Source organism: Brachybacterium paraconglomeratum (assembly GCF_039541415.1).
In the GTDB taxonomy this organism is placed as follows: domain Bacteria; phylum Actinomycetota; class Actinomycetes; order Actinomycetales; family Dermabacteraceae; genus Brachybacterium; species Brachybacterium paraconglomeratum_A.
This window is the reverse complement of the sequence record NZ_BAABGE010000003.1, coordinates 1-16,408: the sequence shown is the minus strand read 5'-3', so window position 1 is coordinate 16,408 and position 16,408 is coordinate 1. Positions and strand designations below refer to the sequence as shown.

Here is a 16,408-nt window from a genome sequence, read left to right as displayed (position 1 = left end):
CTACCGACCTCATGAAAGTTCGGGGTTGAGAGCCTGCTCCGGACTCCGTTCGGGCGGAACCGGATCTGTTGCCAAATCGTAGCGTTGGCCAGCGAAATCTCGGTCTGGACGGGAATGCTCGGCTACGCCGACCAACCCACGCAGCGGTGGGAGCCAAACGGGTGCGACACGACTTGGTCCAATTCCCCGCGACCATCGCTCGGCATGCCCGTCAGAAGATCAGTAGCCTCTCGGACCGATCGCTCTGGGTCGGGATCGTCCTGGCAGGTCACGCGCACCTGCCCACTTCCTCCCGATAGTCCCCGGCTCCGTCGCTGAGCACCCTCCTGACCGGGGCGGACTTGCTGTGGGGTCGCACCGACCGCTCCGCACCCAAGCCGGTTCATGTCGAGGATCTGCCCGATGGGTCGTGGCTGGCGGACCTGCGCCAAACCCACCCGGCCGCAGCGCGTCGGGTGCGGGTAGGGGTAGTCGACTACGCGATCGATGACGGGCGGGGCCACCCCGGGTCGTACCGATTGTTCACCACAATGCTCGATGCCGACGAGGTCTCAGCGACTGAACTGGCTGCGGCGTATACCCAACGGTGGGAGATCGAGACAGCCCTCGGCGAGCTGAAAACTCACCAGCGGGGCCCGCGCACGGTGCTGCGCAGCAAGTCGCCTGACCTGGTGCTCCAAGAGATCTGGGGGGCACCTGTGCTGCCATTACGCGATCCGCACCCCCATGGCCGACACGGCGGCTCACGCCGGGCGCGATCCCAACCGGGTCAGTTTCGTCGCGGCCCTTCGCATCATCCGCCAGTCCATCGCCCACGCGGGCGATTTTTCCCCCTGACGACCCAGAAGCCTGCCACCGGTCCTGGATGACGTTCATGCGTCGCCTGCTCCGTCGCCTGAATCCGGTCCGGACGACGACGCGCGAACCCTCGTGTCGTCAAACGCAAGTACACCAAGTGGCACGTCAAACGCGCCCTCCACGCCTCATGGCCGCAACCGGCGCAATCGCCGACCTACCTCACCCAAACCCTAACTTAACGGCATAGAGGTTAGTTGGACATAACGAATGCATTATGCCAAACAAGGGCATGCGCGCCGCAGTTGACGGAAGTTTGTGGCGTCCCCTTCCCGACATAGCCTCCCGATTTATTATACAGCCCGCCGAAGGGTCCACGGCATTGCGCGACAGCCTTGTATGCATAATTTCCGGTGCCGCCCGAGCATGACACATATCCAACATTACCGACCGCCCACCTTGTACAGTCTGGCGCGGAGGCGGCATTCGCGGGTGCCACCATGCCAAATACCGCAAACGTGAGCGCGGCCACGCCCAGCATTGAAGCCAACTTTGAACGGACTGTCCGCAACATTGGAGACACCTCTCAATAGCAAAATCCCAATTCCACAGCCACTGTGGTCTGTAACACGCTAGCCGACGGTTTGAGTGAGCGCAATACTGAATCGGCTGTAAGTGTTGGTGGTGGCCGGCCCGGGGCTGGCTGGCAGGGCTGGTGCTGGCAGCCCGACGCTCGTCGTGACTCGTGAATCGGCTGGCCCCTGCGGGTTTCATTCCTGAGATCTGTCCGGCGCGCGCGCTAGGTGCCGACGCCAGCCCTGGCCCACCACGATGGCTTGATCAGAAGCATGTCCACCGAGTGGATCATGATCCCCTCGGTGTGGCTCATTGCAGGCCCGCCTCGTAGTGACTCTCGTCCTGGGCCGACGCTGGCAACGACCTCCCGTCCCAGCGATTCGAGAGGAACATCGTCATGAATAGTCTGCCTGCCACCGTGGGGACATCTACCGATACGTCATCGGAATCGACAGTCATGCCGCAACCCACAGTTACGCGCCCACCGGGTCTCTCAATGAAGGTCTCATTAAACGGAAAGCCGTTCCGACCAGCCCCGCAGGGCTGCGACGCGCACGAGAGTGGATCGCACGCCGAACCGAAGGAGACCTCGATGGCGTACTTACTTATCACCACAGATGGACCCGGCTCCTACGGAGCTGTTCTCAGCGAGATACTTCAGCAGACGGGGTGCCGGGGTCGTCGAGCCTCAGCAAGAATCCAACTATTACACAGATATCACGAACTGAACTGCTTTGAGGCTAAGCGCGCACAGCCTCGTTCAAAAAGCTCCGCCCGCGCTGCCAACCGCACTGGCGCGGAACCTACCTGCATCCGTGTGATCTTGTCCATGAAGGTGGACCTTCAACCTAGGAAGCATGGGCTCGGGAAATTCCTATACATCCAGGTCAGGAGCGCCGTTCTACAACCCTATCTGTCCTTAAGGGGCTCTTCGCGGTTCGTGGTGAATGACCCTGCCGTGGCGGGTGTTCACGCTACGGTTCTCGCGGCGCTGGTCAGCAGGATACGGGTCCGGTAGTTCTCGGGGTTACGGAATCCGCGGCCGGTGCGTTTGATGTTCTTGATGCTGGTGTTCGCGGCCTCGACGCGCGCGGTGGTCGCGCCGGTGACGATGAGGACCTCGATCGCCTCTCACCAGGTCACGACGGTGTCGTAGAGCTTCGTCGCCTCGGGCATGTTCGCGATCTGGGCGAAGTAGCCCATCCGCATCCGCTCGTCCCAAGCCTGGGCCAGGGTGTCGGTGGCCAGCAGGCGCCGTAGCTGCTCCTTGATGCCCCAGGCGGCCGAGAGCTCGTCGGTGGGGTCATCGGTGCGGAACACCTTCTCCAGTCGTTCCCAGGCCCGTGGGGTGAGGGTGTCAGCGCCGCGTAGCAGCAGCATCCGGTGAGCCCAGGCCGGGTCGTCCTTGCGGCCCCGACGGCCGCGGTGGGTGCGGGCGAGGCGCTGACGGACGGTGGTGACCATGTCGTTTCCGAGCTTGACCAGGTGGAACTTGTCGACCGAGACCGCGGCGCGGGGCAGGTAGGTCCGCAGCGCCTTGCGGAACGCGGCCGAGGGATCGATCGCGACGATCTCGATCCGCTCCCGCCAGACCTCAGAGCGCTGGGCGAGCCAGTCACCGACGGCCCTGGAGTCCCGCCCGTCGACGATGCCGAGAACCTGCCCGGTGGCCAGGTCGACCAGCGTCGTCATCCACGGCTCGAACCGTCTCCAGGAGCCTTCCTCGGTGCGGAACCTGCGCACTGATCGATAGCGGTGTTCATCGACTCCCAGCCGGGTCACGGTGGTCTTATCGATATCGGTAAGGGCCACGGCAGCGGCCGCCAGCGCGGCCTGGACCAGCCACCACGAGACGCCGTGGGCACGGGCGACTTCCGAGGCCGCCCGGCCGGAGGAGATCACCGCTGAAACGACCTGATCCCGCAGCCGGGTCGTCGAACGCGCGTATCGGGGGACCTGCTCGGTGGACTCGGCGAAGGTGCCCCGGGCGCAGGCCGGCTCCAGGCAGAACCAGCGCCGCTTGGCCCACACCACCGACGCCGCTCCGGCCACGGGAACGTCCCTGACCTGCTGCATTCGGCGGGAGTGGACCTTCGTCGCGAGCACCCCGCAGGCAGGACAGCCCGGCGGGACGGTCGAGACGATCACCACCCGCCGGCCTCCATCGGGCAGGTCGACGGCGTATGTGACGCGGTAATCGGGCAGGTTGAAGATCGTGCTCGCAGCATCCCGCTGCGAACCAGTACTCTCATGCACAGGCTCGTGGTCCTCTGGAATGTGGATGTCTTGACAACACCCATCACAGCAGGACCACGAGCCGTTTCACGCCAGCGACGCGACACTCCCCTTCACCACGAACCGGGAAGAGCCCCTTAAGGCACCTCACCGATGATGGGCGGGGAGCAGATCCCGCTGCACGCAGGCCGACGCGAGCACCGAGGCACCGATCCCGATCGCGCGTTCGTCGATCATCAGGTCCCCCATGTGGAGGTCGAAGGTGCGGCCGCCCGGGGTACGGGTCCCGAGCCGGGCCAGCGCTCCGGGCACCTTCTCGAGGTACCAGGCGAAGTCCTCGCCTCCGAGGGACTGCGCGGTCGGATCGAGATTCTCCCGGCCGAGCACGCCACGCACCGCGGCGGCCAGCACCTCGACGCTGGCGGGGCTGTTGGACACCGGCGGCACGCCGCGGTCGTGCGTGACCCGGGCGTCGACGCCCCAGGGACGCACGAGATCTGCGAGCACCGACTCCAGCAGCTCCTCGGCCCGGTCCCAGGCGTCATGATCCAGGCAGCGAAGGGTTCCCTCGAGGGTGCCGCTGCTGGGGATCGCGTTGAAGGCGGAGCCGGCATGGATGCTGCCCCAGGTGAGGTTCACGCCCGAGCGCGGATCCATGCGACGGGTGAGCGCGGCCGGCAGCTGAGTGGCGATCGAGCCGAGCGCGTAGACCAGATCCTGGGTGAGATGGGGTCGGGACGTGTGGCCGCCGGCCCCGCGCACTTCGATCTTCACCGGATCCGTGGCGGAGGTGATCGGGCCGGACTTCAATCCGATGTGCCCGACGTCCACGCCCGGGTCGCAGTGCAGAGCAAGGATCGAGTCCACACCGTCCAGCACGTTCTGGCCGATCAGCTCGAGGGCGCCGCAGGGGTGCATCTCCTCAGCGGGCTGGAAGACCAGCCTCACCCCTCGCTGCAGACCGCCGACCTCTGCCACCCGAACCAGGGCTGTCGCCGCACCCAGCACCGCGCTCATGTGGACGTCGTGCCCGCAGGCATGAGACACCCCGTCGACGGAGGAGCGGAAGGCGACGGTACTCAGCTCGGGAATGCCGAGCGCATCCATATCGGCACGCAATCCCATCAGCCCGAGCGAAGGGTCATTGCCCGGGATGTCGCAGATCAGGCCGGTGTGCGCCATGCGCTGCGGAGAGAGGCCCAGCGCCAGGAGCTGCTCGGCGATGTAGTCGGTGGTCTCGTACTCCTGGTGGGAGAGCTCAGGGTGGCGGTGGAGATGTCGCCTGACCTCGCGGAGGTCCGCGGACTTCTCAGCCACCGTCCGGGCGATCAGGCCCTCCGGGCCCAACATCAACCGCTGCTGCCCGGTCCCCAGCAGCACCTGCTCCGACTGCTCCACCTGTGCACTCCCTGCATCCGTCCGGGATGACCGACGGCGAGGCTCGCCGGGGCCGGCGCCGTTCGCGGTGGCCGTTGCGGGCGGTCGACGTCAGCGCAGATGACACGGTTCCCACTATGGAAGGCGGGCGACAAGCGTCGTGAGGTCCTGCGCGTATGCATCAGCGAGCACCAGCAGCGCGTCCTCGGTGTCGAGGATGCCGATGCCGTCCAGCCCGACCAGGGCGATGTGGCGATCCGTGGCACCGTACACCGTGGTCCGAGCGGAGACGGCATCGACCACAGTGCTTCCCAACCCCCGGACCTCCCGACCCCCGACATCGACGCGCTGGGTAGATGGTCCCGCCCCGCCAGCTCCTGGCGAGGCCTGGACCGAGAGCGACGCGGGAGCGGCGTGAGAGCGGCCACAGTCTCGTGCTGGCACAGCTGACAGGCATCGCGGTCACACCACGCCCCGGGGGCATTTCCCCAGCGTGCCAGTCCGACATTCGAGATTCAGAGCCCATCCCCACCGACGCCACGGGCCATGCCGCGCGGCACATCAGGGGCCCTGCCTGGTGCTACGCTGGCAATGCCCCTGTCGGGGGCGATGATGATGTCGCCGTGTCGTGAAAGGTCGCCTGCGAGGCGCCCCGGACGCGATGGTCGCCCGAGTTCTGCCCGGTCGCACCGCGCGCCTCGCCCATGGCATCGCATCACTGTTCCCGGCTTCATCCCGACGCTTCTGGAGGATCTCCGTGGCTTCAGCCCAATCCGGGACGCTCTATCGCGGACGCGAAGGCATGTGGTCCTGGGTCGCCCACCGCATCTCAGGAATGCTCATCTTCCTGTTCCTGCTGGTGCACGTCCTGGACACCGCTCTCGTCCGTGTCTCCCCCGAGGCGTACAACGAGGTGATCGGGCACTACAAGACCATCGTGTTCGGCCTCGGTGAGGTCGGCCTCGTCGGCGCGATCCTCTTCCACGCCCTCAATGGCCTGCGCATCATCCTGGTGGATTTCTGGTCCCAGGGGACCAAGCGCCACCGCAGCCTGTTCTGGGGTGTGGTGATCGTGTGGGCCATTCTCATGGCCGGCTTCCTCCCCCGCCACCTCATGCACATGTTCGGAGCGTGACCATGACTGCACAGACTGGCACCTCGATCCCAGATCCCACCACCCGTTACCGCCGCACCGCCCAGCGCGGTATCAATGGCGAGATGCTCTCGTGGATGTTCATGCGAGCCTCCGGCGTGCTGCTGGTGATCCTCGTCTTCGGCCACCTGTTCGTGAACCTCTGGCTCGGTCAGGGTGTTCAGGGCATCGACTTCGCCTTCGTGGGCGGTAAGTGGTCCAACCCGTTCTGGCAGGTCTGGGACCTGCTGATGCTGTGGCTCGGCTTGATCCACGGCGGCAACGGCGTGCGCACGATCATCAACGACTACGCCCGCGGCCCCCGCCTGCGGATGGTCCTCAAGGGCCTGCTGTACTTCGCCGTGGTGGTCACGATCATCTTGGGCACCCTGGTGATCTTCACCTTCGATCCCTGCCCGGTCGGTGCCGAGCCGAGCTTGCTGCCCTCCTTCTGCGAGGGCTGACGCCCCCGGGGCGGCCGATCCCCTCGGCCGCCCCTTTCCTTCTTCCCGGTCGACCCGAAACGGAGCAGTCACCAGACATGCAGACCCATAACTACGACGTGGTGATCGTCGGCGCCGGCGGTGCCGGCATGCGCGCAGCCCTGGAGTCCTCGAAGAACTCCCGCACCGCAGTCGTCACCAAGCTTTATCCCACCCGTTCCCACACCGGTGCTGCCCAGGGCGGCATGTGCGCCGCCCTCGCCAACGTCGAGGACGACAACTGGGAGTGGCACACCTACGACACCGTCAAGGGCGGTGACTACCTGGTCGATCAGGATGCCGCAGAGATCATGGCCAAGGAGGCCATCGACGCGGTGCTCGACCTGGAGAAGATGGGCCTGCCGTTCAACCGCACGCCCGAGGGCAAGATCGACCAGCGACGCTTCGGCGGTCACACCCGTGATCACGGCGAGGCCCCGGTGCGCCGGTCCTGCTACGCCGCGGACCGCACCGGCCACATGATCCTGCAGACCCTCTACCAGAACTGCGTGAAGCAGGAGGTCGAGTTCTTCAACGAGTACTACGTGCTCGATGTGCTGATGACAGGCGACCCCCGCAGCGACGAGGGCGTGCGTGCGTCCGGCGTGGTCACCTATGAGCTGGCCACCGGCGAGATGCACATCTTCCGTGCGAAGTCCGTCATCTTCGCCTCGGGCGGCTTCGGCAAGATCTTCAAGACCACCTCGAACGCCCACACCCTCACCGGTGATGGCCCTGCGATGGCCTTCCGGCGCGGCATCCCGCTGGAGGACATGGAGTTCTTCCAGTTCCACCCGACCGGCCTGGCCGGCCTGGGCATCCTCCTCTCCGAGGCGGCCCGAGGTGAGGGCGGCATCCTGCGCAACAGCGAGATGGAGCGCTTCATGGAGCGCTACGCCCCGACACTCAAGGACCTCGCTCCTCGTGACGTGGTCGCGCGAGCGATGGCGAACGAGGTGCGACAGGGCCGCGGTGCCGGCCCGAAGAAGGACTACGTCTACCTCGACCTCACCCACCTCGAGCCCTCGCACATTGATGCGAAGCTCCCGGACATCACCGAGTTCGCCCGCACCTACCTCGGTGTCGAGCCGTACACGGATCCGATCCCGGTGTTCCCCACCGCGCACTACGGCATGGGTGGCATCCCCACCAATGTCCAGGGCGAGGTGCTCCGCAATGCCACCGACGTGATCCCCGGGCTGTACGCCGCCGGGGAGACCGCATGCGTCTCCGTGCACGGCGGAAACCGCCTGGGCACCAACTCGCTGCTGGACATCAACGTCTTCGGTCGCCGCGCCGGCATCGCCGCCGCGGCACATGCCGCGACCGTGGACCTGCCCGAGCTGCCGGAAGGCCTCGAGCTGCCCACCGTCGAGCTGCTCGAGCGGCTGCGGGACCGCCCTGCGACCGAGGATCGCATCGCCGATATCCGCAGCGCGCTGCAGGAGACGATGGACGCGAACGTCCAGGTGTTCCGCACCGACGAGACCTGCCGCCAGGCCCTCTCCGACATCAAGGGACTCAAGAAGCGCTACGAGACGGTCGCCATCCAGGACAAGGGTCGCCGGTACAACCTCGACCTGATGGAAGCCGTCGAGCTGGGCTTCCTGCTGGACCTCGCAGAGATCGTGGCGCTGGGCGCGCTGGAGCGCAAGGAATCCCGCGGCGGTCACTTCCGTGAGGACTACGAGAAGCGTGACGACGTCAACTTCCTCCAGCACACCATGGCCTATCGCACCCTCCCCGACGAGGAGGGTCTCGAGGGCACCTCGATCCGCCTGGGCACCAAGCCCGTCGTGATCACCCGTTACGAGCCGAAGGAGCGTACGTTCTGATGACTGCCGTCGCTGAGAAGCCCCAGGCCGAGACCGGCGCGAGCGAGGTCCCCTCGTTCCAGGTCACCCTGCGCATTGCGCGCTTCAATCCCGAGGATGACAAGGGCACGCACTGGGAGGACTTCACGGTCACCATGCACGGCACCGACCGGGTCCTGGATGCGATGCACGAGGTCAAGTGGCACCAGGATGGATCGCTCACCTTCCGGCGCTCCTGCGCGCACGGGATCTGCGGCTCGGACGCGATGCGGATCAACGGCCGCAACCGTCTGGCCTGCAAGACTCTGCTCAAGGATCTCGACATCAGCAAGCCCATCACCGTCGAGCCCATCAAGGGCCTCCCGGTGGAGAAGGACCTGATCGTCGACATGGAGCCGTTCTTCGACTCCTACAAGGAGGTCATGCCGTTCCTGGTCGCCAAGGGCCAGGAGCCCAGCCGGGAACGGCTGCAGACCGCCGAGCAGCGCGAGCGCTACGACGACACCACCAAGTGCATCCTCTGCGCCGCGTGCACCTCCTCGTGCCCGGTGTTCTGGACCGATGGGCAGTACTTCGGTCCCGCCGCGATCGTCAACGCGCACCGCTTCATCTTCGACTCGCGCGATGATGCCGGTGAGCAGCGACTGGAGATCCTGAACTCCAAGGAGGGCGTGTGGCGTTGCCGCACCACCTTCAACTGCACCGAGGCGTGCCCCCGCGGCATCCAGGTCACCAAGGCGATCGCCGAGGTCAAGCAGGCAGTGATCCGCGGCCGCGTCTGAGCCTTCGGCTCAGGCCGCCCGTCAGGCTGGCATTGCCCCGCAGGACCCAGTTCCGCTAGACCCATGAATGTGCGCTGAGGACCGATGTTCGAGAGATCATCGGTCCTCAGCGCACATTCGTCGTTTCTGGCGGGCCTCGGTGGGCCAAGGGACGGTCCGGGCCTCGGTGGGCCAAGGTCGGGCCACGCAGAGCACGGCCGGGCCCGAGGCGGGTCAGGCCGTGCTCTGGAGCTCAGGAGTAGCTGACCAGCAGCGGGGCGTGATCGGACCAGCGGGTGTCGTAGCTGGGGGCACGGTCCACCTGGGCGGAGGTGGCCTTCGCGGCGAGGCCCGCGGTGGCGAGCTGGTAGTCGATCCGCCAGCCTGCGTCGTTGTCGAAGGCCTTCCCTCGCTGCGACCACCAGGTATAGGGGCCGGGACCGTCCCCGTGGAGGGTGCGATGCACATCCACGAAGCCCGCCGCGGTGGTGAGACGGTCGAGGTAGGCGCGCTCCTCGGGCAGGAACCCGGCGGACTTCAGATTGCCCTTCCAGTTCTTGATGTCCCATTCGGTGTGGGCGATGTTGATGTCGCCGGTGAGCACCACGTGGCGTCCGTCGCCCCGCAGCGCCTCCAGGCGCTCCATCATCGCGTCGAGGAACGCGTACTTGTCGATCATCGTCTGCGGCTTCTCGGTATTGCCCGAGTGCGTGTAGCAGGAGATGACCGTCATCGCGGTGCCGTCTCCCAGCGGATCCTCGAGGTCTGCTTCGAGCCAGCGGCCGGTGTGGGCGTCCTCGGTCAGGCCCGGCAGGCCGTGGCGCACCCCGGCCAGGTCGATCCGCTCCAGCGAGGTGCGGGCGGCGATCGCCACCCCGGCGCGCCCCTTCAGCTGCGAGACCTCCCCCACGATGGACCAGCTCTCCCCCACCAGGTCGGCGAGCAGCTCCTCCGGGGCGCGCACCTCCTGCAGGGTGATGACGTCCGCGGAAGTGGAGGCGAGCCAGTCGCCCATCCCTTTCCGGGCGGCGGCACGCAGTCCGTTGACGTTGACGGTCGCGATGGTCAGGCTCATGCGGGCACCTCGATCCCGGCGGCACGCTCGGCCGCCTCGACGACATTCTTCAGCAGCAGCGCGCGGGTCATCGGCCCGACGCCACCAGGGTTCGGGCTGATCCAGCCGGCAACCTCGGCCGCCGCAGGATCCACATCGCCCACGAGCTTCGCCTTGCCTCCCTCGGGGTCCTCTCGTCGGGAGACGCCGACGTCGAGCACGATCGCGCCGGGCTTGACGTCCTCGGCGCGCACCAGGTGCGCGGCGCCGGCGGCGGCCACGATCACATCGGCGCGGCGCAGGTGGGAGGGCAGGTCCGTGGTCCCGGTGTGGCACAGCGTGACGGTCGCGTTGTGCTCGCGCCGTGTCAGCAGTGCACCGATCGAGCGGCCGACGGTGATGCCGCGGCCGACGACCACCACGTCCTTGCCGCGGAAGTCCTGACCATGTCGCTGCACCAGCTCGATCACGGCGCGCGGGGTGCAGGGCAGCGGGGTATCGATCTCGGTGTAGGCGTTCAGGACCAGGCGCCCGAGGTTCGTCGGGTGCAGCCCGTCGGCATCTTTGGCAGGGTCGATCCGCTCGAGTATCGCGTCAGTGTCGATCTGCTTCGGAAGCGGGAGCTGCACGATGTATCCGGTGCAGTCGGGGTCAGCGTTCAGCTCGTCGACGAGCGCTTCGACGTCCTCCTGGGTGGCGTCGGCCGGGAGGTGCTTCTGGATCGAGTGCAGCCCGATCTGCTCGCTGTCACGATGCTTCCCGCGCACATAGGCGGCGCTGCCCGGATCTTCGCCGACCAGGACGGTCGCAAGGCCCGGGCGCTGATGCCCTGCCTCGACGAGTCGGGCGACGCGCTCGGCGAGCTCCTCCTTGATCACTTTCGCGGTGGCCTTGCCGTCGAGGATCTGGGCAGTCATAGCGCTCCTTGGGTTCTCAGGGGGTGATGGGTGATGCAGGGCCAGTGGCGGATGCCCTCGACGCGGGGACCGGGTGCTGAGGTGAGGTGCAGGGACAGCAGTGGGGCCCGGCGCATCGTGCCGGGCCCCACGAGGCTGCTCAGTACTGCTGGAGGTCGGCGTACAGCGGCTTCGACTCAGCGAGTGCTGCGGTGCGCGCACGCAGCGATTCGATGTCCGCACCGCCGGTCAGTGCCAGGGCGATGACGTCGGCGACCTCGGTGAACTCCGCCTTGCCGAAGCCGCGCGTGGCCAGTGCCGGAGTACCGATGCGCAGGCCCGAGGTGACCCGCGGTGGGCGCGGGTCGTTGGGAACGGCGTTGCGGTTCACGGTGATTCCGGCTTCGTGCAGGCGGTCCTCGGCCTGCTGGCCGTCGAGCTCGCTGTCCACCAGGTCCACCAGCACCAGGTGCACATCGGTGCCGCCGGAGATCAGCTTCACGCCAGCCGCCTTGGCGTCTTCCGCCTGGAGTCGATCGGCGAGGATCTTCGCGCCCTCGAGGGTGCGGACCTGACGGTCCTTGAAGTCCTCGGTGCCGGCGATCTTGAGCGCGATCGCCTTCGCCGCGATGACGTGCATCAGCGGGCCGCCCTGCTGCCCGGGGAAGACAGCAGAGTCGATCTTCTTGGCCCACTTCTCCTTGCACAGGATCATGCCGGAGCGGGGCCCGCCGATGGTCTTGTGGATGGTGGTGGAGACCACGTCCGCGTAGGGAACGGGGCTCGGGTGCAGCCCCGCAGCGACCAGACCCGCGAAGTGCGCCATATCGACCCAGAGCACTGCGCCGACCTCGTCGGCGATCTCGCGGAAGGCGGGGAAGTCGAGCTGGCGGGTGTAGGCGGACCAGCCGGCGACGATCACCTTGGGCTGCTCGGCGATGGCGAGCTCGCGCACCTTGGCCATGTCGATCTGGCCGTTCTCGGGCTCGGTCTCATAGGCGACGATCTCGTAGAGACGGCCGGAGAAGTTGATCTTCATGCCGTGGGTGAGGTGGCCGCCGTGTGCCAGGGAAAGCCCCATGAGCTTGTCGCCGGGACGGGCCAGAGCATGCATCACCGCGGCGTTCGCGGAGGCGCCCGAGTGGGGCTGCACGTTGGCGTGCTCGGCGCCGAAAAGCTCCTTCGCACGGTCGATCGCGATCTGCTCGGCGACGTCGACCTCTTCACAGCCACCGTAGTAGCGGCGGCCCGGGTAGCCCTCGGCGTACTTGTTCGTGAGCACGGACCCCTGTGCCTGCAGCACCGCGCGGGGAACGAAATTCTCGCTCGCGATCATCTCGAGCGTGCGCTGCTGGCGGGCCAGCTCACGGTCGAGCACCTGGGCGATGTCCGGGTCGAGCTCGGAGATGGACTGGTCGAGGACGTTCACTGGGCCTCCTGCAGTGTCGGGGCGGATAGGCGATGGACGCCGTCCTGCCATCTTAGGACGCGGGGCCGGATCCCGGCAGGACGGCTCAGAGTTCGAGGCCGAGACGCACCGGCTCAGGGACCAGGTGCACGCCGAAAGCATTCTCCACCCTCTGCTGGACGTCCTGTGCCAGCGCCACCAGGTCATCGCTGCTGGCGCCGCCGCGGTTGGTCAGAGCAAGAGAATGCTTGGTGGAGACGGCGGCCCGCTCCCCCAGCGCATGTCCCCGCTCGACGCCGGCGTGGCTGATCAGCCACGCGGCGCTGGTCTTGATCCGCCCGCCGTCGACGTCATAGCGCGGTGCGTCCTCGGGCAGGAGCGCAGCCTCGTGCGGCGCAAGGATCGGGTTGGTGAAGAACGAGCCAGCACTCCAGGTGTCGTGGTCCAGAGGGTCCAGCACCATGCCCTTGGCGCTGCGGATCCGCAGCACAGCGTCCCGCACCTCGCTCATCGGTGCCCGGTCCCCGACCTCGACGCCGAGCGCCTCGGCGAGCTGGCCGTAGCGGATCGGGGCGGAGCGAGAACCGATGGTGTGCTGGAAGGTCACGGAGAGGACGACATAGCGTCCTGTGGCGGAGGGCACGGGACCCGCGTACCGGGTGCGCTTGAAAATGCTGTCGCGATAGGCGAACCCGCAGTCGGCGGCGAAGAAGGTGCGCACCACGTTCTTCTCCCGGTCCCAGGTGCGCACGCGGGAGATGGTCGAGGCGACCTCCTGCCCGTAGGCGCCGACGTTCTGGATCGGGGTGGCGCCGACGGTGCCGGGGATGCCCGAGAGCGACTCGATCCCGACCATCTCGCGGGCGATCGCATAGCGCACCGCGCGGTCCCAGTTCACGCCGGCGAAGTACTCGACGATGGCGCCACCGCAGGTCGGATCCAGTGGCGTGAGATCGGCGGGATCCACGGGGATCCCGTCGGGCTCTCCGGACGCGCCCACCTCGCAGGTGGCGTCCAGCAGCGGCGGCTCCTCCGGGTCCCGCAGCAGCACGACCGTGCCGTCGAACGGCGCATCCGAGGCGACCAGGTTCGAGCCTCCCCCGAGCACCAGGAGCTGCTCGCCTGCGGCATCGGCGGCGGCGACCGCTTCGATCACCTCTTCGGCAGTGCGCGCCTCGACCAGCTTCCGGATCTTCCCTCCGATCCGGAGGGTGGTCAGGTCAGAGAGCTTCATGCGGCATCGTTCCCGGTCTGTGCCTCTGAATCGTCGGCAGCCGGGAGGGCGAGGGTGGCACGGGCACGGCCGAGCACCTTGGTGCCGTCGACCTCTGCGGTGATGTCCACCCTGGCGGTGCGTGCCGACTCATCGATCGCGCCGACGACGGCACTCACCTCGAGGAGGGCGACACCGGTCGCGGGCACCGGGATCGGGTTCGTGAACCGGGTTGTGTAGGCACGTACCGCGGTGGGGTCCACGATCGCGTCGAGCAGCCCGGTGATTGCGGTGCCCATGGTGAGCATGCCGTGGGCGATGACGCCCGGGAGCCCTGCCTCGGTGGCAACGGTGTCGTTGTAATGGATGGGGTTGAAGTCCCCTGAGGCGCCGGCATATCGCACCAGCGTGTCGCGGGTGATCTCATGCTGGGTGCGGGCGAGCTTCTGGCCGACGACCAGATCGGCGAGGTCCACAGGGCTGGGCGTGGTGGCGGTCATGTCTGCTCCTGGATGGCGGGGAGGCGGGCGTGGCGAGGATGGGTGCGGCGGGCGCGAGCCCGGGTCAGGCGCCGCGGACGACGAGCATGCTGCGCACGCTGGCGACACCAGTGCCGGACTCATCAGCCAGGTCCACGCGGGTGGTGATCATCGAGTGACCACCGGCAGCGCGGACCGCTTCGACGGTGAGGGTCGGCACCAGGCGGTCTCCTGCCACGACTGGCCGATGGAGGGTGAAGGTCTCTTCCCCGTGCACGACCCGGCGGAAGTCGATACCTGCGGCGGGGTCTTCGATGTACTGCGCCTCGGTGGCCTGCGCGAGGGAGACCAGGAACGTCGGAGGAGCGACGACGCCGGCATGCCCGGCATCGCGTGCAGCCTCGGGGTCGCTGTGCAGCGGCGAGGAGGAGCCGGTGGCGTGGGCGAACTCGATGATCTTTGCGGCGGAGACCGTGTGCACGGGTCCGGCCGGATAACTGCGCCCTGCGAAGGCGGGATCGGGGGTGGTGGTCACGATGTCTCCCGAGGTCGAGTCGGCGGAGCCGACGATGATGGACCCCTCGATCATCTCACCGTCGGGCCGCAGCGGCGGCGCGCTCGCTGGCTGACACGCTGGAGCTCCCCCGCGCCGCGGCGCCCCGGTCCTGTGCTGAGTACTCCGGGAACGACGAAGGCCACCCGGAGAATCCGGGTGGCCTTCGAGGAAGTGCGTGCGACTCGCTCAGCGGGTCTCGCGGTGCGCCGTCTGCTTGCCGCAGGTCGGGCAGAACTTCGAGAGCTCGAGCCGATCCGGGGTGTTGCGACGGTTCTTCTTGGTGATGTAGTTGCGCGCCTTGCAATCAACACAAGCCATGGTGATCTTGGGACGCACGTCAGAGCTCTTGCTCGCCACGGTTCGCCTCTTTCGTCCGGGTGACGCACTCCGCAGCGCGTCGCGTGGGTCCCCGTGCTCAGGGGATGTGGATTCTGCACGCCGGTATTGACCGGTGTGGTACCGAGGGCGGGGATCGAACCCGCGACCTCACGATTATGAGTCGTGCGCTCTAACCGTCTGAGCTACCTCGGCATGACCGACGAAGCGGCCCGTCTCGAATGAGAACGGGCCGCCGCATCCATCAGAGCCCTGAAAGGGAATCGAACCCTTGACCTTCTCCTTACCATGGAGACGCTCTGCCGACTGAGCTATCAGGGCAACCCGGTGAACCTTACCCGCCTCTTTGCCCGGAGGCAATTCAGGGGTGGGCCCCGGTGCTTCGGATCACATGGACCCTCCGCGGTGGCAGATGAGGGATTCGAACCCACGTAGGCGATGCCAGCTGATTTACAGTCAGCTCCCTTTGGCCACTCGGGTAATCTGCCAAGACTGCTCCCGTTGCCCACCCGACCTGGATCGTGTGGCCGCCGGAAGCGGACCTGAATCAGCATAGCGGCGTCCCGCCGCCGATGCGAACTCGAAGGGGCCTCGGGTCGCATGAAGAGCATCACAGCTCTCAGTGCCCCTCATGGACAATGGAGTTGCGGCCCGCCCCTGCGGCCGCCTGAAGGAAGGACCCACCGTGGCAGATTCATCGTTCGACATCGTCAGCAAGCTCGATCGCCAGGAGATCGATAACGCTGTCAACCAGGCCGTGAAGGAGGTCGGGCAGCGGTACGACTTCCGGGGCACCGGGGCGTCGATCACGCTCACCGGCGACGAGATCGTCATGGTCGCCAACGCGGAGGAGCGCGTTCTCGCCGTGCTGGATGTGCTTCAGTCCAAGCTGATCCGTCGCGGAATCTCTCTCAAGGCGCTCGAGGTGGACGAGCCCAAGCAGTCCGGCAAGGAGATGCGCCTGGCCGCTGCACTCAAGGAGGGCATCAGCACCGAAGATGCCAAGAAGATCTCGAAGCTGATCCGCGAAGAGGGGCCCAAGGCGGTCAAGGCGCGGATCGAGGGCGACGAGCTGCGGGTCTCCTCCAAGAGCCGCGACGATCTGCAGACCGTCATCTCGTTGTTGAAGGGCAAGGACCTCGACGTCGCGCTGCAGTTCGTCAACTACCGCTGACCCTGCCGCGCCGGCGTCGCGCCTACAGGTCACACACAGCGAGGAAGGCCCCGCACCCAGAAAGGGTGCGGGGCCTTCCCCACGAGAAACCCGGCTATCAGCCCTGGTTCGACGTCGAAT

Annotated in this window: 14 protein-coding genes, 3 tRNA genes and 2 pseudogenes; 6 read left to right on the top strand and 13 right to left on the bottom strand. The window is 67.0% G+C overall.

The window, feature by feature from the left end:
* Nucleotides 1–329: 329 nt before the first annotated feature.
* Nucleotides 330–837, top strand: a pseudogene (locus ABD893_RS04030) (transposase); the annotation flags it as partial.
* A 1,503-nt stretch (nt 838–2,340) separates the two neighbouring features.
* Here the strand turns inward: ABD893_RS04030 and ABD893_RS04025 are convergent.
* The 3 genes and pseudogenes from ABD893_RS04025 to ABD893_RS04015 form a co-directional block, all read right to left on the bottom strand.
* Nucleotides 2,341–3,627: pseudogene (locus ABD893_RS04025) on the bottom strand (ISL3 family transposase).
* A gap of 126 nt (nt 3,628–3,753) precedes the next feature.
* The gene (locus ABD893_RS04020; protein ID WP_345076264.1) at nt 3,754–5,004 is read right to left on the bottom strand and encodes a M20 family metallopeptidase; all 1,251 of its coding nucleotides are present in this window, start codon (nt 5,002–5,004) and stop codon (nt 3,754–3,756) included.
* A gap of 114 nt (nt 5,005–5,118) precedes the next feature.
* The gene (locus ABD893_RS04015) at nt 5,119–5,298 is read right to left on the bottom strand and encodes a hypothetical protein (protein ID WP_345076263.1); all 180 of its coding nucleotides are present in this window, start codon (nt 5,296–5,298) and stop codon (nt 5,119–5,121) included.
* Between the two features lie 442 nt (nt 5,299–5,740).
* Here ABD893_RS04015 and sdhC point away from each other — a divergent pair, with 442 nt between their 5' ends.
* From sdhC to ABD893_RS03995, 4 genes are all read left to right on the top strand, one after another.
* Nucleotides 5,741–6,118 (top strand): succinate dehydrogenase, cytochrome b556 subunit, encoded by a 378-nt coding sequence (gene sdhC, locus ABD893_RS04010; RefSeq protein WP_345076262.1) that lies wholly within the window; start codon nt 5,741–5,743, stop codon nt 6,116–6,118.
* A gap of 2 nt (nt 6,119–6,120) precedes the next feature.
* On the top strand, nt 6,121–6,579 hold the full coding sequence (gene sdhD / locus ABD893_RS04005) for a succinate dehydrogenase, hydrophobic membrane anchor protein (protein ID WP_345076261.1): 459 nt from the start codon (nt 6,121–6,123) through the stop codon (nt 6,577–6,579).
* Between the two features lie 77 nt (nt 6,580–6,656).
* Nucleotides 6,657–8,432 carry a succinate dehydrogenase flavoprotein subunit gene (sdhA, locus tag ABD893_RS04000; RefSeq protein WP_345076260.1) on the top strand — a complete coding sequence of 592 codons (1,776 nt, stop codon included), beginning with the start codon at nt 6,657–6,659 and terminating at the stop codon, nt 8,430–8,432.
* On the top strand, nt 8,432–9,193 hold the full coding sequence (locus ABD893_RS03995; protein WP_345076259.1) for a succinate dehydrogenase iron-sulfur subunit: 762 nt from the start codon (nt 8,432–8,434) through the stop codon (nt 9,191–9,193). Before sdhA ends, ABD893_RS03995 begins: the two co-directional genes overlap by 1 nt.
* A gap of 232 nt (nt 9,194–9,425) precedes the next feature.
* Here the strand turns inward: ABD893_RS03995 and ABD893_RS03990 are convergent, their stop codons facing one another.
* The 10 genes from ABD893_RS03990 to ABD893_RS03945 all read right to left on the bottom strand — a co-directional run bounded on the left by ABD893_RS03990 (nt 9,426) and on the right by ABD893_RS03945 (nt 15,602).
* Nucleotides 9,426–10,247, bottom strand: a complete 822-nt coding sequence (locus ABD893_RS03990) for an exodeoxyribonuclease III (RefSeq protein ID WP_345076258.1) — start codon at nt 10,245–10,247, stop codon at nt 9,426–9,428.
* Complete coding sequence (locus ABD893_RS03985; protein ID WP_345076257.1) at nt 10,244–11,143, bottom strand: bifunctional methylenetetrahydrofolate dehydrogenase/methenyltetrahydrofolate cyclohydrolase; 900 nt, start codon at nt 11,141–11,143, stop codon at nt 10,244–10,246. Before ABD893_RS03985 ends, ABD893_RS03990 begins: the two co-directional genes overlap by 4 nt.
* Nucleotides 11,144–11,282: 139 nt before the next feature.
* Complete coding sequence (gene glyA, locus ABD893_RS03980; RefSeq protein WP_345076256.1) at nt 11,283–12,551, bottom strand: serine hydroxymethyltransferase; 1,269 nt, start codon at nt 12,549–12,551, stop codon at nt 11,283–11,285.
* Nucleotides 12,552–12,636: 85 nt separating this feature from the next.
* Entirely contained in the window at nt 12,637–13,764 is a 1,128-nt protein-coding gene (locus tag ABD893_RS03975; protein ID WP_345076255.1) for a UDP-N-acetylmuramate dehydrogenase, read from the bottom strand.
* Nucleotides 13,761–14,243 carry a MaoC/PaaZ C-terminal domain-containing protein gene (locus ABD893_RS03970; protein WP_345076254.1) on the bottom strand — a complete coding sequence of 161 codons (483 nt, stop codon included), beginning with the start codon at nt 14,241–14,243 and terminating at the stop codon, nt 13,761–13,763. The genes ABD893_RS03975 and ABD893_RS03970 overlap by 4 nt, the downstream gene beginning before the upstream one ends.
* A gap of 64 nt (nt 14,244–14,307) precedes the next feature.
* Nucleotides 14,308–14,757 (bottom strand): FAS1-like dehydratase domain-containing protein, encoded by a 450-nt coding sequence (locus ABD893_RS03965; RefSeq protein ID WP_345076253.1) that lies wholly within the window; start codon nt 14,755–14,757, stop codon nt 14,308–14,310.
* Nucleotides 14,758–14,964: 207 nt separating this feature from the next.
* A complete protein-coding gene (gene rpmG / locus ABD893_RS03960; RefSeq protein WP_029360274.1) occupies nt 14,965–15,135 on the bottom strand; it encodes a 50S ribosomal protein L33 in 171 nt (56 codons plus the stop codon).
* A 97-nt stretch (nt 15,136–15,232) separates the two neighbouring features.
* Nucleotides 15,233–15,309, bottom strand: a tRNA-Met gene (locus ABD893_RS03955).
* Between the two features lie 53 nt (nt 15,310–15,362).
* A tRNA-Thr gene (locus tag ABD893_RS03950) sits at nt 15,363–15,435 on the bottom strand.
* Nucleotides 15,436–15,520: 85 nt separating this feature from the next.
* Nucleotides 15,521–15,602: transfer RNA gene (locus tag ABD893_RS03945), tRNA-Tyr, on the bottom strand.
* A 197-nt stretch (nt 15,603–15,799) separates the two neighbouring features.
* On the opposite strand from ABD893_RS03945, the gene ABD893_RS03940 reads away from it, so the two are divergent.
* Nucleotides 15,800–16,288 carry a YajQ family cyclic di-GMP-binding protein gene (locus ABD893_RS03940; protein WP_345076252.1) on the top strand — a complete coding sequence of 163 codons (489 nt, stop codon included), beginning with the start codon at nt 15,800–15,802 and terminating at the stop codon, nt 16,286–16,288.
* The last annotated feature ends 120 nt before the right edge of the window (nt 16,289–16,408 follow it).